General features: G+C 67.4%; 21 protein-coding genes and 1 pseudogene. 17 read left to right on the top strand and 5 right to left on the bottom strand.

Annotation, left to right across the window (positions count from 1 at the left end):
• The first annotated feature begins 129 nt into the window (after window positions 1-129).
• The 5 genes and pseudogenes from SLQ31_RS28065 (at window position 130) to SLQ31_RS28045 (ending at window position 5,691) form a co-directional block, all read left to right on the top strand.
• Window positions 130-2,073 carry a 2-oxoacid:acceptor oxidoreductase subunit alpha gene (locus SLQ31_RS28065; protein ID WP_319437456.1) on the top strand — a complete coding sequence of 648 codons (1,944 nt, stop codon included), beginning with the start codon at window positions 130-132 and terminating at the stop codon, window positions 2,071-2,073.
• Window positions 2,070-3,146: a 2-oxoacid:ferredoxin oxidoreductase subunit beta gene (locus SLQ31_RS28060; RefSeq protein WP_319437455.1), complete on the top strand. Its 1,077-nt coding sequence runs from the start codon at window positions 2,070-2,072 to the stop codon at window positions 3,144-3,146. Before SLQ31_RS28065 ends, SLQ31_RS28060 begins: the two co-directional genes overlap by 4 nt.
• 18 nt (window positions 3,147-3,164) lie before the next feature.
• Window positions 3,165-3,743, top strand: a complete 579-nt coding sequence (gene mobA, locus SLQ31_RS28055; RefSeq protein ID WP_319437454.1) for a molybdenum cofactor guanylyltransferase — start codon at window positions 3,165-3,167, stop codon at window positions 3,741-3,743.
• 1,039 nt (window positions 3,744-4,782) lie between these two features.
• Window positions 4,783-5,016, top strand: a pseudogene (locus SLQ31_RS28050) (transglycosylase family protein); the annotation flags it as partial.
• Window positions 5,017-5,196: 180 nt separating this feature from the next.
• Window positions 5,197-5,691 (top strand): transglycosylase family protein, encoded by a 495-nt coding sequence (locus SLQ31_RS28045; RefSeq protein WP_319437453.1) that lies wholly within the window; start codon window positions 5,197-5,199, stop codon window positions 5,689-5,691.
• On the opposite strand, the gene SLQ31_RS28040 is transcribed toward SLQ31_RS28045, so the two are convergent.
• Complete coding sequence (locus tag SLQ31_RS28040; RefSeq protein WP_319437452.1) at window positions 5,688-6,839, bottom strand: FAD-dependent oxidoreductase; 1,152 nt, start codon at window positions 6,837-6,839, stop codon at window positions 5,688-5,690. The genes SLQ31_RS28045 and SLQ31_RS28040 overlap by 4 nt on opposite strands.
• 22 nt (window positions 6,840-6,861) lie before the next feature.
• On the opposite strand from SLQ31_RS28040, the gene SLQ31_RS28035 reads away from it, so the two are divergent.
• Genes SLQ31_RS28035 through SLQ31_RS28010 form a run of 6 tightly spaced genes read left to right on the top strand, consistent with a single transcriptional unit; the run spans window position 6,862 to window position 15,296 of the window.
• A complete protein-coding gene (locus SLQ31_RS28035) occupies window positions 6,862-8,844 on the top strand; it encodes a prolyl oligopeptidase family serine peptidase (RefSeq protein WP_319437451.1) in 1,983 nt (660 codons plus the stop codon).
• Window positions 8,845-8,866: 22 nt separating this feature from the next.
• Entirely contained in the window at window positions 8,867-10,126 is a 1,260-nt protein-coding gene (locus SLQ31_RS28030; RefSeq protein ID WP_319437450.1) for a trans-acting enoyl reductase family protein, read from the top strand.
• Window positions 10,127-10,171: 45 nt separating this feature from the next.
• On the top strand, window positions 10,172-10,765 hold the full coding sequence (locus tag SLQ31_RS28025; protein ID WP_319437493.1) for a DUF937 domain-containing protein: 594 nt from the start codon (window positions 10,172-10,174) through the stop codon (window positions 10,763-10,765).
• 27 nt (window positions 10,766-10,792) lie between these two features.
• On the top strand, window positions 10,793-13,450 hold the full coding sequence (locus tag SLQ31_RS28020; RefSeq protein ID WP_319437449.1) for a valine--tRNA ligase: 2,658 nt from the start codon (window positions 10,793-10,795) through the stop codon (window positions 13,448-13,450).
• Window positions 13,447-14,877 carry a bifunctional tetrahydrofolate synthase/dihydrofolate synthase gene (gene folC, locus SLQ31_RS28015; RefSeq protein WP_319437448.1) on the top strand — a complete coding sequence of 477 codons (1,431 nt, stop codon included), beginning with the start codon at window positions 13,447-13,449 and terminating at the stop codon, window positions 14,875-14,877. Before SLQ31_RS28020 ends, folC begins: the two co-directional genes overlap by 4 nt.
• Entirely contained in the window at window positions 14,874-15,296 is a 423-nt protein-coding gene (locus tag SLQ31_RS28010; RefSeq protein WP_319437447.1) for a DUF4233 domain-containing protein, read from the top strand. Before folC ends, SLQ31_RS28010 begins: the two co-directional genes overlap by 4 nt.
• Before the next feature lie 10 nt (window positions 15,297-15,306).
• Here the strand turns inward: SLQ31_RS28010 and SLQ31_RS28005 are convergent, their stop codons facing one another.
• Window positions 15,307-15,945 (bottom strand): hypothetical protein, encoded by a 639-nt coding sequence (locus tag SLQ31_RS28005; RefSeq protein ID WP_319437446.1) that lies wholly within the window; start codon window positions 15,943-15,945, stop codon window positions 15,307-15,309.
• 158 nt (window positions 15,946-16,103) lie between these two features.
• Here SLQ31_RS28005 and ndk point away from each other — a divergent pair, with 158 nt between their 5' ends.
• The 6 genes from ndk (at window position 16,104) to proB (ending at window position 23,113) form a co-directional block, all read left to right on the top strand.
• Window positions 16,104-16,514 carry a nucleoside-diphosphate kinase gene (gene ndk / locus SLQ31_RS28000; RefSeq protein WP_319437445.1) on the top strand — a complete coding sequence of 137 codons (411 nt, stop codon included), beginning with the start codon at window positions 16,104-16,106 and terminating at the stop codon, window positions 16,512-16,514.
• 290 nt (window positions 16,515-16,804) lie between these two features.
• Window positions 16,805-19,720: an Rne/Rng family ribonuclease gene (locus SLQ31_RS27995; protein WP_413643190.1), complete on the top strand. Its 2,916-nt coding sequence runs from the start codon at window positions 16,805-16,807 to the stop codon at window positions 19,718-19,720.
• 156 nt (window positions 19,721-19,876) lie between these two features.
• Window positions 19,877-20,188 (top strand): 50S ribosomal protein L21, encoded by a 312-nt coding sequence (gene rplU / locus SLQ31_RS27990; RefSeq protein ID WP_319437444.1) that lies wholly within the window; start codon window positions 19,877-19,879, stop codon window positions 20,186-20,188.
• A gap of 18 nt (window positions 20,189-20,206) precedes the next feature.
• Window positions 20,207-20,470, top strand: a complete 264-nt coding sequence (gene rpmA / locus SLQ31_RS27985; RefSeq protein ID WP_319437443.1) for a 50S ribosomal protein L27 — start codon at window positions 20,207-20,209, stop codon at window positions 20,468-20,470.
• Between the two features lie 85 nt (window positions 20,471-20,555).
• Complete coding sequence (gene obgE / locus SLQ31_RS27980; protein ID WP_319437442.1) at window positions 20,556-22,004, top strand: GTPase ObgE; 1,449 nt, start codon at window positions 20,556-20,558, stop codon at window positions 22,002-22,004.
• Window positions 22,001-23,113 carry a glutamate 5-kinase gene (proB, locus tag SLQ31_RS27975; protein ID WP_319437441.1) on the top strand — a complete coding sequence of 371 codons (1,113 nt, stop codon included), beginning with the start codon at window positions 22,001-22,003 and terminating at the stop codon, window positions 23,111-23,113. Before obgE ends, proB begins: the two co-directional genes overlap by 4 nt.
• On the opposite strand, the gene SLQ31_RS27970 is transcribed toward proB, so the two are convergent.
• The 3 genes from SLQ31_RS27970 to SLQ31_RS27960 all read right to left on the bottom strand — a co-directional run bounded on the left by SLQ31_RS27970 (window position 23,110) and on the right by SLQ31_RS27960 (window position 24,952).
• Window positions 23,110-23,943, bottom strand: a complete 834-nt coding sequence (locus tag SLQ31_RS27970) for an NAD-dependent protein deacetylase (protein WP_319437440.1) — start codon at window positions 23,941-23,943, stop codon at window positions 23,110-23,112. The two genes, proB and SLQ31_RS27970, sit on opposite strands and share 4 nt — an antisense overlap.
• Window positions 23,944-23,961: 18 nt before the next feature.
• On the bottom strand, window positions 23,962-24,552 hold the full coding sequence (locus SLQ31_RS27965; RefSeq protein ID WP_319437439.1) for a YdcF family protein: 591 nt from the start codon (window positions 24,550-24,552) through the stop codon (window positions 23,962-23,964).
• Between the two features lie 76 nt (window positions 24,553-24,628).
• Window positions 24,629-24,952, bottom strand: a complete 324-nt coding sequence (locus tag SLQ31_RS27960; protein ID WP_319437438.1) for a hypothetical protein — start codon at window positions 24,950-24,952, stop codon at window positions 24,629-24,631.
• Between the last annotated feature and the right edge of the window lie 75 nt (window positions 24,953-25,027).

Raw genomic sequence — 25,027 nt, 5'->3', positions numbered from 1 at the left:
TTGCCTAAGAAAGTGCAATAATCGGTACTGCGAGTGACAGCAACTCCTGGGCTGTCGATTTCGTCGGCGCGTCCTCCCTGACGGCGACGCGGAATTCACACCCGGCGGTACAGAACGAAAGGCGGGGACGTGGGTCCCAACGGCAACGGTGCTACGGGCAACCGGCAAAAGCTGGAAAAGGTCGTCATCCGATTCGCCGGTGATTCCGGTGACGGTATGCAGCTGACCGGTGACCGGTTCACCACAGAGGCCGCGCTTTTCGGCAATGACCTTGCGACCCAACCGAATTACCCCGCGGAGATCCGCGCGCCTCAGGGCACGCTGCCCGGCGTCTCGTCATTCCAGATCCAGATCGCCGACTACGACATCCTCACCGCCGGTGACCGTCCCGACGTCCTGGTCGCCATGAACCCCGCGGCGCTGAAGGCCAACATCGCCGACCTGCCGCGCGGTGGTCTGGTGATCGCCAACTCCGACGAATTCACCAAACGCAACCTCGCGAAAGTTGGCTACGAAAGCAACCCGCTGGAGAGCGGCGAGCTCTCCGACTACGTCGTGCAGGCCGTCGCGATGACCACGCTGACCCTCGGCGCCGTCGAGGAAATCGGGGCGACCAAGAAGGACGGCCAGCGCGCGAAGAACATGTTCGCGCTCGGGCTGCTGTCGTGGATGTACGGCCGGCCGATCGAGACCAGCGAGACGTTCATCCGCGAGAAGTTCGCCCGGAAGACCGACGTCGCCGAGGCGAATGTCTTGGCGCTCAAGGCCGGCTGGAACTACGGCGAGACCACCGAGGCGTTCGGCACCACCTATGAGATCGCGCCGGCCAAGCTGGCGCCCGGTGAGTACCGGCAGATCTCGGGCAACACCGCGCTGGCCTACGGCGTGATCGCCGCCGGTCAGCTCGCTGACATTCAGGTGGTGCTCGGCACCTACCCGATCACCCCGGCGTCGGACATCCTGCACGAGCTGTCCAAGCACAAGAACTTCAACATCCTGACCTTCCAGGCCGAGGACGAGATCGCCGGCGTCGGCGCCGCGATCGGTGCGTCGTACGGTGGCGCCCTTGGCGTGACCAGCACGTCGGGCCCCGGCATCTCGCTGAAGTCCGAAGCCATCGGCCTGGCCATGATGGCCGAGCTGCCGCTGCTGGTGATCGACGTGCAGCGCGGCGGCCCGTCCACCGGCCTGCCCACCAAGACCGAGCAGGCGGACCTGCTGCAGGTGATGTTCGGCCGCAACGGCGAGTCGCCGGTCGCGGTGCTGTCCGCCAGCACGCCGTCGGATTGCTTCGAGGTGGCCATCGAGGCCGCCCGCATCGCCCTGACCTACCGGACGCCGGTCATCCTGCTGTCCGACGGTGCGATCGCCAACGGCTCGGAGCCGTGGCGGGTCCCGGACGTCAACTCCTTCGAGCCGATCGATACGAATTTGGCCAAGGCCGGCGAGGACTTCCAGCCCTACGCCCGCGACCCGGAGACGTTGGCCCGCCAGTTCGCGGTCCCTGGCACCCCCGGTCTCGAGCACCGCATCGGCGGCCTGGAGTCGGCCAACGGTTCCGGCGCCATCTCCTACGAGCCGGCCAACCACGACCTCATGGTCCGGTTGCGCCAGGCCAAGATTGCCGGAATCAAGGTGCCCGACATCACGGTCGACGACCCGACCGGCGATGCAGAGCTGCTGATCCTGGGCTGGGGAAGTTCGTTCGGCCCGATCGGTGAAGCGATCCGACGGGCGCGCCGCCGCGGGATCAAGGTTGCCCAGGCTCACCTGCGCCACCTCAATCCGATGCCGGCGAACCTCGGCGACGTGTTGCGCAGTTACCCGAACGTCGTCGTTCCGGAGATGAACCTCGGTCAGCTGTCGCTGTTGCTGCGCGGCACGTACCTGGTCGACATCCACTCGGTGACGAAGGTAGAGGGCATGGCGTTCCTGGCGGATGAGCTGGAGGGCATCATCGATGCCGCCCTGGACGGAACGCTTGCTGAAAAGGAAAGCGACAAAGCGAAATTTGCCAGGCTTGCGGCAGCTACCGTGAGTACAGGCACTATTGGCGCGGGAGTGAACGGATGACTGACCTGATCGGCTCGGATCTGCTGGCACCTGGAGTGTCCAAAACGGCATGGGTGCCGACCACCGACGAGCCGCAAAAAGCCAAGGACTTCACCACCGACCAAGAGGTGCGCTGGTGCCCGGGCTGCGGCGACTACGTCATCCTCAACACGATCCGCAACTTCTTGCCGGAGCTGGGGCTGCGCCGCGAGAACATCGCGTTCGTCAGCGGCATCGGCTGCTCGAGCCGTTTCCCGTACTACCTCGAGACCTACGGCTTCCACTCGATCCACGGTCGCGCCCCGACCATCGCCACCGGGCTGGCGCTGGCCCGCCCGGACCTGTCGGTCTGGGTGGTCACCGGTGACGGCGATGCCCTCTCGATCGGTGGCAATCACCTGATCCACGCGTTGCGTCGCAACGTCAACATCACGATCCTGCTGTTCAACAACCGGATCTACGGTCTGACCAAGGGTCAGTACTCGCCGACCTCGGAGGTCGGCAAGGTCACCAAGTCCACCCCGATGGGCTCGCTGGACTATCCGTTCAACCCCGTGTCGCTGGCGCTGGGCGCCGAGGCGACGTTCGTCGGCCGGGCGCTGGACTCCGACCGCAAGGGTCTGACGGAGGTGCTGAAGGGCGCCGCAGCACACCGTGGTGCCGCGCTGGTCGAGATCATGCAGGACTGCCCGATCTTCAACGACGGTTCCTTCGACCTGCTCCGCAAGGAAGGCGCCGAGGAGCGGATCATCAACGTCCGCCAGGGTGAGCCGGTGACGTTCGGCGCCAACGGCGAGTACTGCGTGGTCAAGAGTGGATTCGGGCTGGATGTCGCGAAGACAGCCGATGTCGCGGCCAGCGAGATCGTCGTGCATGACGCGGCCACTGCCGATTCCGCCTACGCGTTCGCGCTGTCGCGGCTGTCCGAGCAGAACCTCGAGCACACCGTGATGGGCATTTTCCGCCAGGTCAGCCGGCCGTCGTACGACGACGCCGCCCGCGATCAGGTTCGGATGGCACGCGAGGCCACGCCGCATGACCGGCTTGCGCTGCAATCGCTGTTGCGCGGTCGCGACACCTGGACCGTTGACTAGCCGGGCCTAGACCGAGCCGTGAGCACGCCCGCCCCGCTGGCCGCCGTTGTATTGGCTGGTGGGGCGTCGCGCCGCATGGGCCGCGACAAGGCCACGCTGGCGCATCCCGACGCCGACACCACGATGGTGGAGTACACCGTCGGCGTCCTACGGTCCCGCTGCATGCCGGTATTCGTGATCGCCGCCCCTGGTCAGGCGCTTCCTGCGCTGGACGCCGAGGTGCTGCGCGACGAGATTCGCGGGGTGGGGCCGCTGCTGGCCACCGGCCGCGGGCTTCGGGCGGCCGCGGCGGGCGGCCTGGAGCGGGCGTTCGTGTGCGCGGTCGACATGCCCTTCCTGACCACTGATGTCATCGACGAGCTGGCCGAATACCGGGGCGTCGACATCGTGCTGCCGTGGGACGGCCGCGATCATTACCTGGCCGGCGTCTACCGCACCGACCTCGCCGACCACATCGACGCGTTGGTCGCCGCGGGGGATCGCAGTATGCGGGCGCTTGCCGAGACGGTCGTCACCCAGCGGGTCGTGATCCCGGCTGGCCCGGCGCTGGCCAACGTCAATTCCCCGGCGGATCTGCAGCAGCAAATAGCTCGATAAACTGGCAAAAGCGCTCAATTCGGGTGCTAATTGAAAGACGCCATTTATCGTTGCGACATAGCCTGTTCATTCGCAGTCTTTGGTCTGCAGGATCCGCTGAGCCAGAACGTATTTCACCCGGCAGCGCACCGAGAACGCTGCGATATCCCGCCATTTCGGCCCGGTCTCGGGCCAGTGGGAAATGGCGTGGCGATCTCACCGATGGGCCGGCTTCGGCCATGATTCCCGCTGTGTCGAACACGCCTGGCCGCCAAGGCATTCTGGCGCTGACGACCGGGTGGGGCGTTCCACGGTAAATCGGCGCGCAACTCGGCCGTCCGGCAGGAATTGCTGAAAACCGGCTTCGAGCAAGGGATTTGGCCTTGGTGATCGACGCGATCCGGGCCCGGTATCCAGCTAATGAAATCTGCCCCCCAGGTGCTTCCGGGCCAAGGAAGCACGTGCCGGGCGCCTCTGAGCAATCACACCTGTGGGTCGCGTTATCAAAATCTGTGGTCCAGACCACAAATAGTGCGTGATTTAGCTCACAAAATTGACGGGCAGGTCAATGAAATGCCTGGTCACAAAACACGGCGCTGACCTGCATAGATAACTCATAGGTTCTGGTCGTGATCATCCTGTTATCGAACCGATATAGGCGTGTCGTTGATGTGACTTCGTTCGATTGGCTCCGTAGGTTCCTACCCGATCCCTTTGGGAGCAAACATCTCCACCTATAACTCCACACATTGGAACCCTGCGTGTGTGCGGGGCCGGAAGGTCCTCAGGGCCTTCGGTGCATCACCGGTTGAACGGGGCCCGGGGTGATGCCAGCCGGCCACGCTGTCGTGCCCGACCGAGACGGCGCGACCCGAATTCCAGCAGTCCGGCAACGGGCTGTACCTCGTCCGGTGGCGACGGGATGGCATTCGGCGCTTGCACGGCGAAAGGAAAACTGTTGAAGAACGTCCGCATCTCACTCGCACGCACCTTCGGGATGGCCGCGATCGGCGGCGCCGCCGTGGTGGCACCGATGGTCCTCGGTACCGGTACCGCCTCTGCTGACGGCATGAACTGGGACGCGGTCGCAGCGTGCGAGTCCGGCGGCAACTGGGCAATCAACACCGGCAACGGCTACTTCGGCGGCCTGCAGTTCACCATGGGCACCTGGCGTGCCAACGGTGGCGGCGGGTCCCCGCACATGGCGTCGCGCGATGAGCAGATCCGCGTGGCGGAGAACGTCCTGCGTAGCCAGGGCCGAGGAGCATGGCCGGTCTGCGGCCGTCGCGGCTGAGCTGACGCTTCAAGAGTGGCGCTGGGTCTACGGACTCGGCGCCACTCTTGTCTCTAGGGGCACTTCCTTATCAAATTTCTCAGAAAAAACAACCGACACGCCTGTAACGGCTGCATCACAAGGTGCGATTCACCTCACAGCGGCACACCAGTGCCCCCTTTGTCGGGAAGGGAAATACCAATGAGCACTTTGCGCAGGATCGTCACCCTCGCAGTAATCTCCGGAGCGCTGGCCCTGGCCGGATTCGTTCTGAACTGCGGAAATGCCAGCGCCGACAGCGGCGTGAACTGGGACGCGGTGGCAAAGTGCGAGTCCGGCGGCAACTGGGGCGCCAACACCGGCAATGGTTTCTCCGGTGGCCTGCAGTTCAAGCAGGCGACCTGGACCGCCAACGGCGGCACCGGCACCCCGCATCAGGCCACCCGTGAAGAGCAGATCCGGGTCGCCGAGAACGTCGCCCGCAAGCAGGGCATGGGCGCGTGGCCGTCCTGCGGCCAGGCCGCAGGTACCCCGGCCTTCGCCACCCCGGTCTCCGGTGGCGCTGCCCCGGCCCCGGCGCAGGGCACCTGCTCGAACGTCCTGAGCGGCCCGTTCAAGTCCGTCGACTTCAACAAGATGTGCCAGGCCTTCCACGATCCGGGCCGCGCCATCGCCAACGCCCTCGGCCTGCACTAACCGATACCGGGCAGCCGAAAGGCCGAGCCGGCCGCGATCGACGCCAGGTGGCGGGTTACCACGGACTCGGGCAGCACCACGGTGGCCCGGCTGGCCAGCGCGCCGAGTGCCACCGGTCGCAGATTGACCAGCCGGCCGATCAGCCGGGATTCGGCGACGATCGCGCTCACTCGCCGCCGACGGAATGCCTCGAATCCGGTGAACGCGCTGGGCAGGTCGGTAGACAGATCCACGAACGCGCCGAGCACCGCGGCATCCTCGAGCGCCTGACAGCCGCCCTGGCCCAGGTGCGGGCGCATCGGGTGGGCGGCATCGCCCACCAGCACCACCGGCCCGACCGCCCAGTGCTTGGCGGTCTTGCGGTCGTAGAGGTCGTTGCGCAACACCTCGGCAGGATCGGTGGCTGCCAGCATCGCCGGAATCGGCGCGGCCCACGAGGCGAGCTTCGTGCGCAAATAGGCAAGCTCGCCCTGTGCGGACGTGGCGCCTTCGGCCGCGCGCTCGGTGGCGAACCAATACGTCCGGTCCGGCCCCATCGGGACGTGGCCGACCTCAAGCCCGGCCGCCAGGGTCTCGCCCGCCAGATCGGCGTCGATCGCCAGCGAGGACACCCCGCGCCATGCGGTGTACCCGGCGTAGCGGTGGGGCAGCGGGCCGTTGAGATGGCGGGCCACCACCGAGCCGGTGCCGTCCGCGCCCACCACCGCGTCGACGTCGCGCGACGAGGAATCCGTCAGGTGCAGACGAACCCCGGTGGCGAGGGTGCTCAGCTCGCGGACCGCCAGCCCGTCGACGATGGTGCCCGGTGCCAGCGCGCCGGCCAGGATGTCGCGCAATGTGACCCGCTGCAGGATGACCAAGGGTTCGCCCAGCGCGGTGACGATCCGTTCGCCGGACGGGCGGCGCAGCCAGCTGCCGTCCTTCCAGCGCATCGCGCCCGCCGTGATCCGGCCGCCGGCCGTCCGGACCTGGTCGCCGAGGCCGAGCTGGTCGAGCGCAGCGAGCGCGTTGGGCCAGATGCTGATGCCGGCGCCGGAGGCGGTGTTGGTCCGCTCTTCGATCACTGTGACGGAATGGCCGCGTAGTTGGAGTGCGACAGCGGTGGCCAGCCCGGCGATCCCCGCTCCGACGACAGCGATCTCGGCCATGCGTAAAACGTAACGTGTGCTGATGACCACGGGCCCATTCGACGACCTCGACGACTACCTCGCCCTGCCGCGGGTCTCCGGACTGGCGGTGTCGGTGGACGGATCCCGGGTGGTCACCACCGTGGCCGAACTCAATGCCGCCAAGACCGAATACGTCACCGCGGTATGGGAGCTGGATCCCGCCGGGGTGGCGCCGGCCCGCAGGCTGACCCGCGGGGCCAAAGGCGAAGCCGCGCCGACCTTCACCGCTGACGGGGATCTGCTCTTCACCTCGGTGCGGCCGACCGAGGACGACGAGAAGCCGCCTGCCGCGTTGTGGACGTTGCCCGCCGCGGGCGGGGAGGCCGTTCAGCTGGCGGAGCTGCCCGGCGGGATCACCGCCGTGCGCTCCGCCCGCGCCGCAGCCACCGTGGTGGTCGGTGCGCCGCTGCTGCCGTCGGCCGACACTGTCGACGACGAGCGGCGGCTGCGAAAACTGCGCAAGGACAACAAGATCAGCGCAATCCTGCACACCGGCTATCCGGTGCGGCAGTGGGACAAGGATCTGGGCCCCGGCCAGACCCACCTGTTCGGCGTCGCCGCCGACGGTGGCCTCACCGACCTGACTCGCCAGCCTGGGCCTGCGCTTGCCGATGCCGATTTCGTGGTGAGCCCGGACGGCACATTCGCCGTCGCCGCCTGGCAGGTGGCCGCCCCACGTGCGGCGCTGCGGTCGGTGCTGATGCGCATCGACCTGCAGACCGGCGAACGTGCCGTGATCGCCGAGGACCTCGCCGCCGACCTGGAGCACCCGGCCATCTCACCGGATGGCACGAGCGTGGCGTTCACCCGCGAAAGCGTATCCACGCCTGAGCAAGCACCGCGAATCACGGTGTGCCACTTGAGCTTGGAGTCGGGGGAGTGGGCTGAGCTGGCGACCGGATGGGACCGCTGGCCGGCCTCGGTGACGTGGGCCCAGAACAGCGCGGCGCTGCTGGTCACCGCTGACGACAACGGCCGCTGCCCGATCTTCGAGATCGGCCTCGACAGCGATGTCCGGCAGATCACCACCGACGACTTCAGCTACACCGCCGTCATCGGCGCGCCTGGCGGCATCATCTACGCACTGCGGACCTCCTATGCGGCGCCCCCGCACCCGGTGCGCATCGACCCGTCCGGTGCGCTCACCGTGTTGCCGTGCGTGGAACTGCCCGTATTACCAGGCGAACTCACCGAGATCGTTGCCACTGCCGACGACGGCACGCCGGTGCGGTCCTGGCTGGTGCTACCGACAACAAACGAACCTGCGCCACTGCTGCTGTGGATTCACGGTGGACCGCTGAATAGCTGGAACGTGTGGTCGTGGCGATGGAATCCCTGGCTGATGGCCGCGCGCGGGTATGCGGTGCTGCTGCCGGACCCCGCGCTGTCCACCGGCTACGGGCAGCAGTTCATTCAGCGCGGTTGGGGTGCCTGGGGTGGGCCGCCGTACGAGGATTTGATGGCCGCTGTCGACGCCGCGGTGGCCGACCCCCGGATCGACGCCACGCGCACCGCGGCGATGGGCGGCTCGTTCGGCGGCTACATGGCCAACTGGGTGGCCGGCCACACCGACCGCTTCGCGGCGATCGTCACCCACGCCAGCCTGTGGGCCCTCGACCAATTCGGCCCGACCACCGACGGCGCCTACTACTGGACCCGCGAGATGACACCGGCTATGGCACAAGCGAATTCACCGCATCGCTTCGTCGAGCACATCACCACCCCGATGCTGGTGATCCACGGCGACAAGGACTATCGCGTGCCCATCGGCGAGGCATTGCGACTGTGGTACGAACTTCTTACCGAATCCGGGCTGCCCGCCGCCGATGACGGCACTTCCGCACACCGGTTTCTCTACTTCCCGTCCGAGAGCCACTGGGTGCTGTCCCCGCAGCACGCCAAGATCTGGTACCAGGTGGTCACGGCGTTCCTCGCCGAGCACGTGCTGGGGGAGCGGGCGCAGTTGCCCGAAACCCTTGGCTGAATTCGCCGGTATGTTGGCGCTCATGACGGCAGCGCAGCGGGAATTCGACATCGTCTTGTACGGGGCCACCGGATTCGTCGGCAAGCTCACCGCCGATTACCTGGCCCGCGCCGGCGGAGATGTCCGGGTCGCGCTGGCCGGCCGGTCGCCCGACAAGCTGCTGGCTGTGCGTGATGGGCTGGGCGAATCGGCGCAGTCGTGGCCGATTCTGATCGCCGACGCGGCGTCCCCGTCGTCGCTCAACGACATGGCTGCGCGAACCCGTGTCGTCATCACCACCGTCGGGCCGTACACCCGCTACGGCCTGCCGTTGGTGGCCGCTTGTGCGGCGGCGGGCACCGACTACGCCGACCTCACCGGTGAGGCCATGTTCGTGCGGCAGAGTATCGACGACTATCACAAGCAGGCCGTCGACACCGGCGCGCGGATCGTGCATGCGTGCGGATTCGATTCTGTCCCTTCGGATATGAGCGTGTTCGCGCTCCACCGGCGAGTCCAGCAAGACGGCACCGGCGAGCTCGGCGACACGGACTTCGTAATCCGCAACCTCCTCGGCGGGATATCGGGCGGCACCGCCGCCTCGATGGTCGAGGTCTTCCGCGCCTCCTCCAACGACCCGAACACCCGGCGCATGCTGGAGGACCCGTACACACTGACCCAGGATCGGGCCGTCGAACCCGAGCTCGGGCCGCAGCCCGACCTGCCGTGGCGGCGTGGCGGCAACATCGCGCCCGAGCTGGCCGGGGTGTGGACGACCGGCTTCGTGATGGCGCTCTACAACACCCGAATCGTGCGGCGCAGCAACGCGCTTCTGCGCTACGCCTACGGTCGCAGGTTCCGCTACGCGGAGAACATGAGCGTCGGCTCCTCGGTCGTCGCGCCGGTGGCCTCGGCGGTGGCCAGTGTCGCGAACAACGGCGTCGTCGCGCTCGGCAGCCGGTTCTTCCGGTTCCTGCCGCGCCGGCTGGTGGAGCGCGTCGTCCCCAAACCCGGCACCGGCCCCAGCGAGCAGACCCGCGAACGTGGCCACTACCGCGCCGAGACCTACACGACCACCACGACCGGTGTGCGCTACCGGGCCACCATCGCCCAGCAGGGCGACCCGGGGTACAAGGCCACGTCGGTGATGCTCGGCGAATGCGGGCTGGCGCTGGCACTCGACCGCGACAAGCTCTCCGATTTGCGCGGTGTGCTCACGCCCGCCGCGGCCATGGGCGAGGCCCTGCTCGACCGGTTTGCGGCCGCAGGGATTTCCCTGGAGACGGTCCGTCTCGAGGACTAGGGTCGGCGTACAGAGCCGCACAATCCAGCGATGAAGGTGGACACCATGGCCGGTCTCGACGATCTTATGAGTCAAATTCCCGTGGCGGATATCGCCAGCAGGCTTGGCGCCTCCGAAGGGGACGTGAACCAGGCGATCCAAACCCTGGTGCCCACCCTGGTCGGCGGTATCCAGCACAACGTCGTCTCTGACGACATCGACTCCAGCACGCTCGAATCGGCCATCGCCACCGAGGGCGGCAGCGGGTTGCTCGACGGCGGCGTGAACGTCGACCAGGTCGACACCGGTGCGGGCGAACAGTTCGTGGCGCGGATCTTCGGCGGCAACGACACCAACCAGGTGGCCTCGGCCCTGGCGGGATCGGGTGCCGGCAGTGGCGACCTGATCAAGAAACTGCTGCCGATCCTCATCCCCATCGTGCTGGCCTATCTGGGCAAGCAGGCTTCCGGCGGCTCGGCTGCGGGCGGGACGTCCGGCGGTGGGCTCGGCGATGTGCTGGGCAGCATCCTCGGCGGGGCGAGCGGTGGATTCGGCGGGGGAGACAACCCGCTCGGCAACATTTTGGGCAATGTGCTCGGCGGTAAACAGGGCGGCGCCATCGGCGACATCCTGGGTGGATTGCTGGGCGGACGGAAGTAGCGCATCGCGCGTTCCTAGAATTGTCGAGTGACCACCACTGACGACTCTCGCGCCGACGCCCTGCCCAAGTCGTGGGAACCGGGGGCGGTAGAGGCGCAGATCTATCAGGGCTGGGTCGATGCCGGCTACTTCACGGCCGACGCCACAAGCAATAAGCCCCCGTATTCGATCGTGCTGCCGCCGCCGAACGTCACCGGCAGCCTGCACATGGGTCACGCGCTCGACCACACCCTGATGGACGCGCTGACCCGGCGTAAGCGCATGCAGGGCTACGAGGTGCTGTGGCTGCCGGGGATGGATCACGCCGGTATCGCCACCCAGAGCGTGGTCGAAAAACAGCTCGCCGTGGACGGCAAGACCAAAGAGGACTTCGGCCGCGAGCTGTTCGTCGACAAGGTGTGGGATTGGAAGCGTGAATCGGGCGGCACCATCGGCGCCCAGATGCGTGCGATCGGGGACGGCGTCGACTGGAGCCGGGACCGGTTCACCATGGACGAGGGCCTGTCCCGGGCCGTGCGCACGATCTTCAAGCGGCTCTACGACGCAGGCCTGATCTACCAGGCCGAGCGGCTGGTCAACTGGTCGCCGGTGCTGGAGACCGCGATCAGCGACCTCGAGGTCAAGTACGAGGACGTCGAAGGCGAGCTGGTGTCGTTCCGGTACGGGTCGATGGATGACGCGCAACCGCACATCGTGGTGGCCACCACCCGGCTCGAGACGATGCTGGGTGACACCGCAATCGCGGTGCACCCCGACGACGAGCGCTACCGGCACCTGGTCGGCAAGACGCTGCCGCATCCGTTCCTGGAACGTGACATCATCATCGTCGCCGATGCGCACGTCGACCCCGAATTCGGCACCGGCGCAGTCAAAGTCACCCCCGCGCACGACCCGAACGACTTCGAGATCGGGGTGCGGCACAGCCTGCCGATGCCGACGATGCTGGATACCAAGGGTCGGATCGCCGACACCGGAACACGATTCGATGGCATGGACCGTTTCGAGGCGCGGGTCGCGGTGCGTGAGGCGCTGGCCGCCGAGGGCCGGATCGTCGCCGAGAAGCGGCCGTACTTGCACAGCGTCGGGCACTCTGAGCGCAGTGGCGAGCCGATCGAACCGCGCCTGAGCCTGCAGTGGTGGGTGAAGGTCGAATCACTGGCCAAGGCGGCCGGTGATGCGGTGCGCAACGGCGACATCGTCATTCACCCGAAGAGTCTCGAGCCGCGCTGGTTCGGCTGGGTCGACGATATGCACGACTGGACCATCTCGCGGCAACTGTGGTGGGGCCACCGCATTCCGATCTGGCACGGCCCCAATGGCGAGCAGGTGTGCGTCGGGCCCGATGAGACACCGCCGGCGGGCTGGGAGCAGGACCCCGACGTGCTGGACACCTGGTTTTCCTCGGCGCTGTGGCCGTTCTCCACGATGGGCTGGCCCGACCGTACCCCGGAGCTGGAAAAGTTCTATCCGACAAGCGTTTTGGTAACGGGATACGACATCCTGTTCTTCTGGGTGGCGCGCATGGTGATGTTCGGCACGTTCGTGTCGGGCGATGAGACGATCACGCTGGACGGCGCGCGTGGGCCGCAGGTGCCGTTCGAGAACGTCTTCCTGCACGGGCTGATCCGCGACGAGCACGGCCGCAAGATGAGCAAGTCGAAGGGCAACGGCATCGACCCGCTGGATTGGGTGGAACAGTTCGGTGCCGACGCGCTCCGGTTCACCCTGGCCCGTGGTGCCAGCCCGGGTGGCGACCTGTCCATCGGTGACGACGCCGCCAGGGCCTCGCGCAACTTCGCCACCAAGCTGTTCAACGCCACCCGCTTCGCGCTGATGAACGGCGCCGCACCGGCGCCGCTGCCGGACGCCGCCGAGCTCACCGATGCCGACCGCTGGATCCTTGGCCGGCTGGAAGAGGTTAGGGCCGAAGTGGATTCGACCCTCGACGGCTACGAGTTCAGCCGGGCCTGCGAATCGCTCTACCACTTCGCCTGGGACGAGTTCTGTGACTGGTACCTGGAGCTGGCGAAGGTCCAGCTCGCACAAGAGGAGGGCACCGTTCACACAACGGCGGTGCTTGCCGCGGTGCTGGACACCCTGCTCAAGCTGCTGCACCCGGTGATGCCGTTCGTCACCGAGACGTTGTGGAAGGCGCTAACGGGCGGCGAGTCACTGGTGATCGCAGAGTGGCCGACGGCCTCCGGGATCGCGGCCGATCCGGTTGCCGCCCAACGGATCGCCGATGTGCAGAAGCTGGTCACCGAGATCCGGCGATTCCGCAGCGATCAGGGGCTGGCCGACCGGCAGCGGGTGCCCGCCCGGCTGTCGGGTGTCGATGAGGCCGGTTTGGGCGGTCAGGTCGCCCCGGTCACCGCACTGGCCTGGCTGACCACCGCGGGTGCGGACTTCACCCCGACCGCGCACATCGAGGTGCGGCTCTCGGCCGGCACCGTCAACGTCGAGGTCGACACCTCGGGCACCGTGGACGTGGCCGCCGAACGCCGCCGCATGGAGAAGGACCTCGCCGCCGCGCAGAAGGAATTGGCAGGCACCACAGCCAAACTCGGCAACGAGGCGTTCTTGGCCAAGGCGCCCGACGACGTCGTCGCCAAGATTCGTGGCCGTCAGCAGCTGGCCGGCGAGGAAGTCGAGCGGATCACCGCGCGGCTGGCGGCGCTGGCATGACGGAGCCACTCGACTGGGATGAGGCCGAACCGCCCACACCTGCCGAGATCGCTGCGCTGCTGCAGGTGGAGCATCTGCTCGACCAGCGCTGGCCGGAAACCAAGCTGGAGCCCAGCACCACGCGCATCGAGGCACTGATGGAGATGCTTGGCTCACCACAGCTGGCCTACCCGTGCATCCACATCGCCGGGACCAACGGCAAGACGTCGGTGGCCCGCATGGTCGATGCGCTGCTGATCGCGTTCAGTCGCCGGACCGGGCGTACCACCAGCCCGCACCTGCAGTCCGCTGTCGAGCGCATCGCCATCGACAACGAGCCGCTCAGCCCGGCGCGCTACGTCGAGGTCTACCGCGAGATCGAACCGTTCGTGCAGATGGTCGACGCTCAATCACAGGCTGAAGATGGCCCCGCGATGAGCAAGTTCGAAGTCCTCACCGCGATGGCGTTCGCCGCCTTCGCTGACGCCCCCGTCGACGTCGCCGTCGTCGAGGTCGGGATGGGCGGGCGCTGGGATGCCACCAACGTCGTCGATGCACCCGTCGCGGTGATCACCCCGATCGGCATCGATCACGCCGAGTACCTCGGTGACACCGTCGCCCAGATCGCGGCCGAGAAGGCCGGCATCATCGGTGCCCCACGCGGTGATCTGGTGCAGACCGACACCGTCGCGATCATCGGCCGCCAGGCCCCTGAGGCGATGGAAGTGCTTCTGGCCCAGGCGGTTAAGTCTGATGCCTCGGTGGCCCGAGAGGATTCCGAGTTCGCCGTACTCGACCGCCAGGTGGCCATCGGCGGGCAGGTGCTGCAGCTGCAGGGCCTCGGCGGGACGTACTCCGATATCTTCCTGCCGCTGCACGGCGAGCATCAGGCCCACAACGCCGTCGTCGCACTGGCCGCCGTCGAAGCGTTCTTCGGAGCCGGCGCCGACCGGCAGCTGGACGTCGACGCGGTGCGGGCCGGATTCGCCGCGGCGGCCAGCCCCGGGCGACTCGAGCGGATGCGCAGCGCGCCGACGGTATTCGTCGACGCCGCGCACAACCCCGCCGGTGCCGCGGCACTCGCCGACGCACTGGACACCGAGTTCGACTTCCGGTTCCTCGTCGGGGTGCTGTCGGTGATGGGGGACAAGGACGTCACCGGCATCCTCAGCGCGCTCGAGCCGGCGTTCGACCAGGTCGTCATCACGCACAACGGCTCGCCCCGCGCGCTCGAGGTCGAAGCACTGGCGATGCGGGCCGAGGAGATCTTCGGGCCGGACCGGGTGCTGCGCGCCGAGACGATGCCCGACGCCATCGAGGTCGCCACCGCGCTGGTCGAGGACTCCGCGGCCGAGTCCGACGGATTCTCCGGAGCCGGGATCGTCATCACGGGTTCCGTGGTGACGGCCGGCGCCGGGCGCACCCTGTTCGGGAAGGACCCGCAATGAGCGACACGCCCGAGGTGCCCGCAACTGACCCCGATGTCGCCGGCCCAGCGGCTCCGGACCCCTGGAAGAGTTTCCGCGGCGTCATGGCCGGCACCCTGATCCTCGAAGCGATCGTGGTCCTGCTGGCGCTGCCTGTGGTCAACATGGTCGGCGGCGGACTCACCGCCTGGTCGACGGCCTACCTGGTCGGCTTCGCGGTGTTCCTGGTCCTGCTGGCCGGGGTGCAGGGCCGGTCGTGGGCAGTGTGGCTGAACCTGGGCGTCCAGCTCATCCTGGTCGCCGGGTTCTTCGTGTACCCCGCCGTCGGAATGGTCGGAGTGGTGTTCGCGATCGTCTGGGGGATCATCGCCTACCTGCGCGTCGAGGTCCTGCGCCGACAGCGGCAAGGGCGGCTGCCTGGTCAGCAGCCGCCCCAGTGAACCGTACGAGTTACGGATAGGTGCCGTTGTTCACTCCGTTGAGCGCCTTGTGTCGGGAACCGGCGGCGATGCTCAGTTTGACCGAGCCGTTGCGCGCACTGGCCGCGTTTCCGCTTCCGACCGCGATCGCAGTACTGAAGCCCGGCCCCTTCAGCGGATTCTGGTCACCGGATGCCACGATGGCCGTATTGCCGTTGCCGATGGCGTACGCCGAGTTCATCGACCCAGTCGTCCTGGCAAAGGTGTAGTCGTTCGTACCGTAGTAGACGTTGTTGCCTCGATTCCCGATGGCCACCGAGCGGTTGAGCGTCCCGGTCGCACGAGCGGAGGCATCCGTTCCCGCCGCCAACGTGACGTTGAACCGACCGGTGCTGCTCGCGGAGGCGCCGTTTCCGAATGCGATCGCAGTGTTGAAGCCGCCGCTCGCGCTGACGGAGTTGACGTTGCCGATGCCAAGTGCAAAATCGCCGAAATCTGTTGTGTGGCAACCGGAACCGACGTTGAAGCCGTTGAGAGACGCACAGCTGGCGCCAGCGGTCCCGGCCGAACTAACGGATAGTGTGGCCAGCGCGCCAGCAGCCAGTGTGCCGAGCAGCATTCCACCCGGTACCCGGCGCATCCGGCGTACGAAGTCGTTGTCGTTTCTCATGTTTTCCCCCGTTGTGAAAAGTGGTTTTTACCGATAAGGCGAACGCTAAAGTCCGCCCTCGGCGATGCCAAGGGGCTGGAGCGGAGTCGAGTACGGGTCACCGATAGTGGGGTAGCCGGACACTCGATGTGCCTGCCGTGACGGGTACGCTGTGCGCCGTGAGCGAGCGGACCCTGGTATTGATCAAGCCCGACGGCGTCCAGCGCGGGGTGATCGGCGAAATCATCAGCCGAATCGAACGCAAAGGCCTGACGATCGCTGCCCTGGAGCTCAAGCAGGTCAGTGACGAGCTGGCCCGCGCGCACTACGCCGAGCACGACGGCAAGCCGTTCTTCGACTCGCTGCTGGAATTCATCACCTCGGCTCCGGTGGTCGCGGCGATCTTGGAAGGCCCCCGTGCGATCGCGGCGTTTCGGCAGCTCGCCGGCGGAACCGATCCGGTGGAGAAGGCCACACCGGGCACGATCCGCGGCGACTTCGGCCTGGAAACGCAGTTCAATCTCGTGCACGGCTCGGACTCGCCAGAGTCCGCCGAGCGCGAGATCGGCCTTTGGTTTCCGAGCGCCTGAGCGCACTTCCCGCGCCACTGTCGTCCGAACAGTGTGTGTGGTGTGGGATACTGATCGCGGATGTGCCCGCAAGGCCCATCCGGATGAAGACTTACGTTGTGCGCGACCACCGCACCAATGGGTGAGGCGCCGACCGTCACAGCCATCATTCAGCCAGGCACCGAGCGCGTTCCCATGAACAGTTCGGAGCGAGACCATAAACAAGTCCGGGCGAACTAACCCGGACAAATAGCGGAAGCCCTCGCGTGGCCGCGTCGATTGTGACGCGCCCGGGGGCTTGAGGAGAATACGTGGCCAACGATGACCTCTATCAGGAACTACCCGCAGACGAACCCCAGATTGAGTGGGGACCCCCGGCTGTTGCCGCGGGCGAAGACCTGCCTGAACGCTTGAGGGTGCACTCGCTGGCGCGGGTGCTTGGCACCACCAGCCGGCGCGTGCTCGCCGCCCTGAGCGAGCTCGACGGCCGCGCGCGAAGCCCGCAGTCCAGCGTGGATCGCTCCGACGCGGTGCGCGTCCGCGACGTCCTGGCGGCAGGCCCCCAAGACACAGCTGACGAGCCCGCTGCGGCGCAGGAGCTCCCGGCGCCCGCAGCCGAGACCGTCGAAGCCCCCGAGGCCGCTGAAGCTTCCGAGGAGCCCGAGTCGCGGCTGATCCTGGAGACTGCCCCGGTCGAGTCGGCGGCGTACATGCCGCTGTTCGTCGCCCCCCAGCCGGTCGAGACCGAACGCCGTGCCACCCGCGCCGCCCGTGATGACGAGGACGACGACGAGGACGAGGACGAGGACGACGGGGACGACGAGTCCACCGCCGAAACCGACGACGACCAGTCCGAACGCCCCGCCAACCGGCGGCGTCGTCGTGGCCGTCGTGGCCGTGGCCGTGGCCGTGGCGAGCAAGGTGGCCCGGACGGCGAGGACGATTCCGAGCGGCCCGAAGGCGCCGACGAGAACGCCGAGGCAGGCGAGGATTCCGAGAGCGACGACGACAGCGACGACGAGTCGGGCAGCGGTGAGGCCGCGACCCGGCGCCGCCGTAGGCGCCGCCGCCGCAAGTCCGGTGGTGGCGGGGGCGGCGACGACGCCGACGCATCGTCCGACGACCCGCCCAACACGGTGGTCCACGAGCGGGCGCCCAGGGAGAAGTCGGCCAAGGGCCGCGATCCCGACGAGATTCAGGGCATCAGCGGGTCCACTCGACTGGAGGCCAAGCGTCAGCGCCGCCGCGACGGCCGCGATGCCGGCCGCCGGCGCCCGCCGATCCTGTCCGAGGCCGAATTCCTGGCTCGCCGCGAAGCCGTCGAACGCGTCATGGTGGTGCGCGACAAGATCCGCACCGAACCCCCGCACGAGGGCGCCCGCTACACCCAGATCGCCGTCATGGAAGACGGGGTCGTCGTCGAGCACTTCGTGACCTCGGCGGCGTCGGCATCACTGGTCGGCAACATCTACCTCGGCATCGTGCAGAACGTGCTGCCGTCGATGGAGGCCGCGTTCGTCGATATCGGCCGTGGCCGCAACGGCGTGCTCTACGCCGGCGAGGTGAACTGGGAAGCCGCGGGCCTTGGTGGCGCGCAGCGCAAGATCGAGCAGGCGCTCAAGCCCGGCGATCCCGTCATCGTGCAGGTCAGCAAGGACCCCGTCGGCCATAAGGGTGCGCGACTGACTACCCAGGTGTCGCTGGCCGGGCGCTACTTGGTCTACGTGCCGGGCGCGTCGTCGACCGGGATCAGCCGCAAGCTGCCCGACACCGAACGGCAGCGGCTCAAGGAAATCCTGCGCGACGTGGTGCCCGACGACGCCGGTGTGATCATCCGGACCGCCTCGGAAGGCGTGAAGGAAGAAGACATCCGCGGCGACGTCACCCGCCTGCAGGAACGCTGGACCACGATCGCCGAGCAGGCCGCAAAGACCAAAGGCAAGGCCGCTGGCGCTGCCGTCGCGCTCTACGAAGAGCCCGACGTGCTGGTCAAGGTGATCCGCGACTTGTTCAACGAAGACTTCTCCGGGCTGATTGTTTCCGGCGACAGTGCCTGGGAAACCATCCACGATTACGTCAATGCCGTTGCGCCCGACCTTATTTCGAAGCTGACTAAATACGACCCGCCGGGTGGCCCGGACGCCCCGGACGTGTTCGCGGTGCACCGCATCGATGAGCAGTTGGCCAAGGCGCTGGATCGCAAGGTGTGGCTGCCCTCGGGCGGCACCCTGGTGATCGACCGCACCGAGGCGATGACGGTCGTCGACGTCAACACCGGAAAGTTCACCGGCGCGGGCGGCAACCTCGAGCAGACCGTCACCAAGAACAACCTCGAGGCGGCCGAGGAGGTCGTGCGACAGCTGCGGCTGCGCGATATCGGCGGGATCATCGTCGTCGACTTCATCGACATGGTGCTGGAGTCCAACCGCGACCTGGTGTTGCGTCGGTTGACCGAGGCGTTGGGGCGTGACCGCACCCGCCATCAGGTGTCCGAGGTGACATCGCTCGGCCTGGTGCAGCTCACACGTAAGAAGCTGGGCACCGGGCTGGTGGAGGCGTTCTCGACCACCTGTACTCACTGCAGCGGCCGGGGCATTGTGCTGCACGCCGATCCGGTCGATACCGCGCAGGGCACCGGGCGTAAGTCCGACTCGGGCACTGGCGGCGGCGCGGCCGGCGGCGGTGGACGGCGCGGCAAGCGTGGCAAACGCGGCCGCGGCGAAGAGGTTGAGGCGCCCGTGGCGAAGGTGCCTCAGCACAGCAGTGAGCATCCGATGTTCAAGGCGATGGCGGCGGCCAACGGCAAGCACGAGGACGACGAGGCCGACGAAGAGCTGGCCGACGAGATCGAGCGCGAGACCGAAGCCGAGGACGGCGAAGAAGATCGGGCCATCGCCGAGCTGGTCGCCGAGGAAATCGCCGTCGAGGATGACATCGACGACGACGAGGACGACGAGTCCGACGACGACGACGATGACGACGACGACGAGGACGACGAGATCGATGTCGACCTGGACGAAGACGACGAGGACCTCGACGAGGTCAACCTTGATGTCGACGACGACGACGAGGATGACGACGACGAGGACGATCTCGACGACGAGGACGATGACGAATCGGACGAATATGACGCCGACCAGCCAGTCGTGGCTCCGGCGCCGGTGGTGTCGGCCGGTCGGCAACGACGCCGGGCGGCAGCACGTCCGGCCGGACCACCGGTCTCATAGGGTGGCGGTTTGACCCTCCCGGTGCTGGTCACGTAACCTTGAGCAGTTGTCGCCAGGCGTCCGACGCCGGTGGCAGCGGGCTTAAGATCCCGCACCCCCAGACCCGCGCACGCAGCTTCGGTTAGCGCGCGCCCGCAGAGCAAGGCAGAGGAAACGATGGCGACGTACGCAATCGTCAAGACCGGCGGCAAGCAGTACAAGGTCGCCGTTGGAGACATACTCAAGGTCGAGAAGCTCGAGGTCGAGGCCGGCGGCTCCGTCTCCCTGCCCGTGGCCCTGGTGGTCGACGGCGCCAAGGTCACCAGCGAGGCGAAGGCCTTGGAGAAGGTTGCCGTCACCGGTGAGGTGCTCGAGCACATCAAGGGCCCGAAGATCAAGATCCACAAGTTCAAGAACAAGACCGGCTACCACAAGCGGCAGGGTCACCGTCAGCCGTTGACGGTGCTCAAGGTCACCGGAATCAAGTAGTCGAGGGAGCGAACTGACATGGCACATAAGAAGGGCGCTTCCAGCTCACGCAACGGTCGCGATTCCAACGCCCAGCGCCTCGGCGTCAAGCGGTTCGGCGGCCAGGTCGTCAAGGCGGGCGAGATCATCGTCCGCCAGCGCGGCACCCACTTCCACCCCGGCGTGAACGTCGGTCGTGGTGGTGACGACACCTTGTTCGCCACGGCGCCCGGCGCCGTCGAGTTCGGCGTCAAGCGCGGCCGCAAGACCGTCAACATCGTTCGCGTCGCGCGACCGGAGTAGGTCTCACTCGCGAGTGTGAAACCACTGCGAGGTTGAGGCCGATATCTCGCAACAGGTTCACACTCGTGGTTGAAAGGACTCTCCGATGCCCCGTTTCGTCGACCGCGCCGTCATTCATGCCCGCGCGGGCACTGGTGGGCACGGCTGTGCGTCGGTACACCGCGAGAAGTTCAAACCACTCGGCGGACCCGACGGCGGTAACGGCGGTAACGGCGGCAGCGTCGTGCTCGTCGTCGATCCGCAGGTGCACACCCTGCTCGACTTCCACTTCCACCCACATGTCGATGCCCCGTCGGGCAAGCAGGGGATGGGCAATAACCGCGAGGGCGCCAAAGGGTCCGATCTCGAGGTGAGGGTGCCCGACGGCACCTTCGTGCTCGACGCCGACGGCCGCCTGCTGGCCGATCTGGTCGGTGCGGGCACCCGCTTCGTGGCCGCCGAGGGCGGCCGCGGTGGGCTGGGCAATGCCGCGCTGGCCTCCCGGGCGCGCAAGGCCCCGGGTTTCGCGCTGCTCGGTGAGAAGGGTGAGGAACGCGAGCTCACCCTGGAGCTCAAGACCGTCGCCGACGTCGGGCTGATCGGCTTTCCGTCGGCCGGTAAATCCTCACTGGTGTCGACGATCTCAGCGGCCAAGCCCAAGATCGCGGACTATCCGTTCACCACGTTGGTGCCCAATCTCGGCGTCGTGTCGGCGGGCGATCACACCTTCACCGTCGCCGACGTCCCCGGCTTGATTCCGGGCGCGTCGGAGGGCCGTGGGCTCGGCCTGGATTTCCTGCGCCACATCGAACGCTGTGCGCTCTTGGTTCACGTTGTCGACTGCGCCACCCTGGAACCCGGCCGCGACCCGGTCTCCGATATCGATGCGTTAGAGGCCGAGCTGGCCGCGTATCGACCCACGCTGCAGGGCGATTCGACACTGGGTGATCTGGCTGACCGCCCGCGGGCGGTCGTGCTCAACAAGATCGACATCCCCGAGGCGAGGGAGTTGGCCGATTTCGTGCGCGCCGACGTCGAGGCACGCGGCTGGCCGGTGTTCGAGGTGTCCACCGTGAGTCGGGAAGGCTTGCGGGAGCTGACGTTTGCGCTGTGGGACATGGTGGCGGCCTACCAGGCCGCCCTGCCCGAGGTGGTGCCGCGCCGCCCGGTGATCCGGCCGGTTCCGGTCGACCGGACCGGTTTCACCGTCGAGCCCGACCCTGCGAACCCCGGCGGCTTCATCGTGCGCGGTGTGCGGCCGGAACGCTGGATCTCCCAGACCGACTTCGTCAACGACGAAGCCGTCGGCTACCTCGGCGACCGGCTGGCCCGGCTCGGCGTCGAGGACGAATTGCGGAGGCAGGGCGCCAAATCCGGCTGCGCGGTCACCATCGGCGATATGACGTTCGACTGGGAGCCGCAGACCCTGGCCGGTGTCGACGTCATCCAGACCGGTCGTGGTACCGATATCCGGCTGGAGCAAACCGACCGAATCGGTGCCGACGAGCGCAAGGAGGCCCGTCGCCAGCGCCGCGAGCATGAGGACGGCGGGTGAGTCAGTACCGCGACGCCGTTCGGGCCGCGCGCAGTGTCGTCGTCAAGATCGGCACCACCGCACTGACCACGAAGTCGGGGTTGTTCGACGCCGGCCGGCTGGCCCAGCTCGTCGACGCGATCGAGGCGCGGATGGCGGCGGGTTCTGACGTCGTCATCGTGTCCTCGGGTGCGATCGCGGCCGGTATCGAGCCGCTTGGCCTGAACCGGCGCCCCACCGATCTGGCGACCAAGCAGGCCGCCGCCAGTGTCGGTCAAGTGGCGCTGGTCAACGCGTGGAGTGCGGCCTTCGCCCGCTACGACCGCACGGTCGGTCAGGTTCTGCTGACCGCGCACGACATTTCGATGCGCGTGCAGCACACCAACGCCCAGCGCACGCTGAGCCGGCTGCGGGCCCTGCATGCGGTGGCGATCGTCAACGAGAACGACACGGTGGCCACCAACGAGATCCGCTTCGGCGACAACGACCGGCTCTCGGCGCTGGTGGCCCACCTGGTCGGTGCGGATGCGCTGATTCTGCTGTCCGATATCGACGGCCTCTACGAGGGAGACCCTCGTAAGGCGTCCCAAGACAATCCAGCGCGGTTCATCCCGGAGGTCGCCGGGCCGGACGATCTCGACGGCGTGGTGGCAGGGGACGGTAGCCGGCTGGGCACCGGTGGGATGCGGTCCAAGTTGTCCTCGGCGCTGCTGGCCGCCGACGCCGGGGTCCCGGTGCTGCTGGCTGCGGCGGCCGATGCCGGCGCCGCGCTGACCGATGCGTCGGTGGGCACGGTTTTCGCGCCGCGGCCCGACCGAATGTCGGCTCGACGGTTCTGGGTTCGCTACGCGGCGGAGTCCGCCGGTGCGCTGACATTGGACGCCGGCGCGGTGCGCGCGGTGGTCAAGCAGCGGCGCTCATTGCTGGCGGCCGGAATCACCGAGGTGACCGGCCGGTTCTTCGGCGGCGACGTCGTCGAGCTGCGCGACCTGGACGGGGAAATGGTGGCCCGGGGCGTGGTGGCCTACGACGCCGGCGAGCTCACGACCATGATCGGCCGGTCGACGTCGGACCTGCCCGCCGAAATGCGCCGTCCCGCGGTGCACGCCGACGATCTGGTGGCCGTCTAGCGCGCTCGCTGATTCTGCAGCTCGTCGGCCAGCAGCGCCAGCATCGGCGAACAGCCGCTGTCCACCGTGACCGTCGCGAGGTCGTCTCCGCGGGTCGCGCCGCGGTTCACGATCGCGATCGGTATGCCCAGCGCGGCGGCCTGTCGCACGAACCGGTACCCGGAGAACACCGTCAACGAGGATCCGGCCACCAACAGGGCATCTGACGCTTCGATCAGCGAATAACATTGCGCAACAATCTCTTTGCGCACACTCTCGCCGAAGTAGACGATGTCGGGTTTGAGCATCCCTGCGCACGACGGGCAGTCGATGAAGCGAAACGACTCGGTGTCGGTGACCACGGCGTCGGCGTCGGGCGCGACGGCGATGCCGCCGAGTTGTTCGGCGCGCTCGGCGAATCCGGGGTTGGCCGCCTCGAGTTCATCGGCCAGCGCGGCGCGCGACATGGTGTACCCGCAGCCCAGGCACACCACCTGCGCGTAGGTGCCGTGCAGATTGATGACGTTTTGGCTGCCGGCCTTGGTGTGCAACAGATCCACGTTCTGGGTGATGACACCGCTGACCACGCCGGCTCGCTCCAGGTGTGCCAGCGCCCGATGCCCGGCATTGGGCAGGGTCTGGGCCATGTGCCGCCAGCCCAGGTGGTTGCGGGCCCAATAGCGCTGCCGGAACGCGCGGCTCGAGGTGAACTGGCGGATTGTCATCGGGTTCGCCGGGGGAGAGTCCGGGCCGCGGTAGTCGGGAATGCCGGAGTCGGTGGAGATCCCGGCTCCGGTCAGCACCGCGACGCGACGCCCCGCCAACAGCGCGACGAGTTCGGGGCTTTCCACGCTTTCCAGGGTAGGTGGTCAGCCGAAGTTGGTGAACGGGCTCAGCACGTCGTGCGCGAACTGGGTCACGTTGACCGTCGGATTCCCATCCGGATAGCTCACGGTGGCCAGGAGATTGGCGCCGGCATCGACGAAATTGCCGTCGGCGCGATCCTGGTGGGTCGTCGAGGTCACCAGGATGATGCCCGAGGTGCCGGCCTGCTTGGCCAGCGGCACCGAGAACTGGGCGTTCTGCACGGTGCTATTGGCCTTGTCTTCCACGACGATCCGGCTGTCGGGAACGCCGAGCATCATCAGCATCCGGCGCATCTGCGCAGCTTCGGTTACGCCGTTCTTCGGGTTGCCACCGGTGACGATGATCGGTGAGTGCGGATACATCGAGGCGACGGCCAGTCCGGTCAGTACCCGTCGGCGCAAGATCATCCGCATTGAGCCGTCGGGCAGCAGGCCGTATCCCAGGATCACGATCGCCGGGTTCGAGAAGTCCTTGGCCACGGGTGCCGGCACAGGTGCCGGGTCGGCTTGAGCGGCAGCGGGAACGAGTTCCCCGAGCATGGCCGCGACAACCAGGATCAGGGCGCCGAGGGCGGCCTTCCATCGACGTCGCACGCTTCCTCCGACCCGTTTGGAATTACTGCCTGAGTAATCGCACGGGTGTGCGCTCCTGTTACTTCCGTCGCAGAGGTCACAGGCGTTCCATGGCGCGGGCCATCGCGGCGTTCTCCAGGAATTCGTAATGGGCGGTGCACGGCCGCCGGCTGGGCCGGGCTGGCCGAGTCGCGCGTGCCGCTCGACTGGCCGCAATCCACCGCGAGAACAGGCCGCGCTTGGCCGGCGCCGTCCCGACGGCGGCGGCGGTCAAGAGCTTCACTTCCTGCTCGGTGATCAGCACGGTCGGCCGGGTGTCGACCACCCGCGAAGTCTCGGTCGATGACGGCTGCTGGACAGGTGCGTCTACTGACAACATTTTCGATCCCCCGATCTGGTTGACCGCGAAATGCGGCCTCATGCCAGAAAACTACGACCGCGGCTATCGATGTGAACGCGTAGAGCCATACTCGAAACCCGCCCACTGACCACGCAA

The organism is Mycobacterium sp. RTGN5 (assembly GCF_033804465.1).
Taxonomy (GTDB): Bacteria; Actinomycetota; Actinomycetes; order Mycobacteriales; family Mycobacteriaceae; genus Mycobacterium.
This window is presented reverse-complemented; position numbering and strand designations above follow the sequence as displayed.

Excerpts from the sequence above, each read along its gene's own strand:
- SLQ31_RS28060 (WP_319437455.1), top strand. The coding sequence starts at position 2,070 with ATGACTGACCTGATCGGCTCGGATCTGCTGGCACCTGGAGTGTCCAAA.
- SLQ31_RS28045 (WP_319437453.1), top strand. The coding sequence starts at position 5,197 with ATGAGCACTTTGCGCAGGATCGTCACCCTCGCAGTAATCTCCGGAGCG.
- SLQ31_RS28040 (WP_319437452.1), bottom strand. The coding sequence starts at position 6,839 with ATGGCCGAGATCGCTGTCGTCGGAGCGGGGATCGCCGGGCTGGCCACC.
- SLQ31_RS28035 (WP_319437451.1), top strand. The coding sequence starts at position 6,862 with ATGACCACGGGCCCATTCGACGACCTCGACGACTACCTCGCCCTGCCG.
- SLQ31_RS28030 (WP_319437450.1), top strand. The coding sequence starts at position 8,867 with ATGACGGCAGCGCAGCGGGAATTCGACATCGTCTTGTACGGGGCCACC.
- SLQ31_RS28025 (WP_319437493.1), top strand. The coding sequence starts at position 10,172 with ATGGCCGGTCTCGACGATCTTATGAGTCAAATTCCCGTGGCGGATATC.
- folC (WP_319437448.1), top strand. The coding sequence starts at position 13,447 with ATGACGGAGCCACTCGACTGGGATGAGGCCGAACCGCCCACACCTGCC.
- SLQ31_RS28010 (WP_319437447.1), top strand. The coding sequence starts at position 14,874 with ATGAGCGACACGCCCGAGGTGCCCGCAACTGACCCCGATGTCGCCGGC.
- SLQ31_RS28005 (WP_319437446.1), bottom strand. The coding sequence starts at position 15,945 with ATGAGAAACGACAACGACTTCGTACGCCGGATGCGCCGGGTACCGGGT.
- rplU (WP_319437444.1), top strand. The coding sequence starts at position 19,877 with ATGGCGACGTACGCAATCGTCAAGACCGGCGGCAAGCAGTACAAGGTC.
- rpmA (WP_319437443.1), top strand. The coding sequence starts at position 20,207 with ATGGCACATAAGAAGGGCGCTTCCAGCTCACGCAACGGTCGCGATTCC.
- obgE (WP_319437442.1), top strand. The coding sequence starts at position 20,556 with ATGCCCCGTTTCGTCGACCGCGCCGTCATTCATGCCCGCGCGGGCACT.
- SLQ31_RS27960 (WP_319437438.1), bottom strand. The coding sequence starts at position 24,952 with ATGAGGCCGCATTTCGCGGTCAACCAGATCGGGGGATCGAAAATGTTG.